The organism is Acidovorax sp. HMWF018 (assembly GCF_003061035.1).
GTDB lineage: Bacteria > Pseudomonadota > Gammaproteobacteria > Burkholderiales > Burkholderiaceae_C > Acidovorax > Acidovorax delafieldii.
This window is the reverse complement of the sequence record NZ_QAIM01000531.1, coordinates 11,738-13,051: the sequence shown is the minus strand read 5'-3', so window position 1 is coordinate 13,051 and position 1,314 is coordinate 11,738. Positions and strand designations below refer to the sequence as shown.

The following is a 1,314-nucleotide window of genomic DNA, read 5'->3' as shown; positions in this document are numbered from 1 at the left end:
GTGTGTGGGGTGGTGGTCATGGCAGGGGCTCGGGTCGGCGGCAGGCCGGTGTGGAACATGACGTGAATAGTGGGCTTTCTGCAATAGTTTTTAAATAGACGGTTGATTGAAAGAATATTCAAAGAAAATTTGAATATCAGCCCCTGGTGGTGGTGTCGTTCCATCGCCGTCGTCTTCCCTTTCCCATCCACCCTCGCCATGAAAAGCCTGCAAGACCTCGACATCTTTGTGCGCACCGTGGACAGCGGCAGCCTTTCGGCCACGGCCCGTGCGCTGGACCTGACCCCCGCCGCCGCGAGCGCCGCGCTCAAGCGACTGGAGGCCGAGCTGGGCGTGGCGCTGTTCGTGCGCTCCACGCGCAGCCTGCGGCTCACGCAGGAGGGCGCGCTGTTTCTGGAGCACTGCCGCCCCGCACTCGCCGCGCTGCAGCAGGTGCAGGGCCAGCTCGCCAGCGGCCGGGCGGGCGAGCTGCGTGGCCTGCTGCAACTGGCGGCCCCGTCCGACCTGGGGCGCAATGTGCTGCTGCCCTGGCTGGATGCCTTCCAGGCACTGCACCCCGGCATCGACATCCGCCTGCAGCTGTCGGACCGCATGGCCAATGTCTACGGCGAACCGGTGGATGCCGCCTTCCGCTACGGCAAGCCGCAGGATTCGAGCCTGGTGGCGCTGCCGCTGGTCGCCGAACACCGGCGCGTGCTCTGCGCCGCCCCCTCCTACCTGGCCGCGCACGGCACGCCCGATACGCCCCACGCCTTGGCTGCGCACGATGGCCTGTGCTTCATGCTGGGCGAGGACGTGCACGACCGCTGGCGCTTCTGGGACGCGTTGGGCCAGGAAGTGGTGGTGCGCGTGCGCAGCCGCAACGTGGCCAACGACGGCGACGCGGTGCGCCGCTGGGCCGTGCTGGGCCGGGGCATTGCGTACAAGTCGTACTTTGATGTGGCCGACGACCTGGCCGCCGGGCGCCTGGTGCCGCTGTGCCCCGGCTGGACCACCGAGGCCGTGCCGCTCTTCCTGGTGGCGCCCAGCCGCCGCCAGTTCACGCCGCTGGTGCGGGCGCTGCGCGACTTCATGGCCGAACGGCTGCAGGCGCTGATGGAGCGGGCGCCGCACTGAGTGCCTGTTGACGACACCCGCTGGATCGTCAACAGGCTCCCAGCGCTAGCAGCAGTCGCATGCGCTGCGCCCGACGTGCTGCATGAGGCTCTGCTGGCGGCAGGGCTATCGCACGCGCGACCGGCACCCGGCCCCCGTGCGCCGCACAATCGCGCCCTTGCTGTCGCTACCCAGGGCGGCGCGCCCCCTGCGCCCACC

1 protein-coding gene is annotated in these 1,314 nt (G+C 69.3%); it reads left to right on the top strand.

What is annotated here, in order from left to right:
- The first annotated feature begins 198 nt into the window (after positions 1–198).
- Complete coding sequence (locus DBR23_RS22660; protein WP_108499657.1) at positions 199–1,116, top strand: LysR family transcriptional regulator; 918 nt, start codon at positions 199–201, stop codon at positions 1,114–1,116.
- The last annotated feature ends 198 nt before the right edge of the window (positions 1,117–1,314 follow it).

What these genes read in the sequence shown, in the direction of transcription:
- DBR23_RS22660 (WP_108499657.1), top strand. Translation starts at nt 199, where the DNA reads ATGAAAAGCCTGCAAGACCTCGACATCTTTGTGCGCACCGTGGACAGC.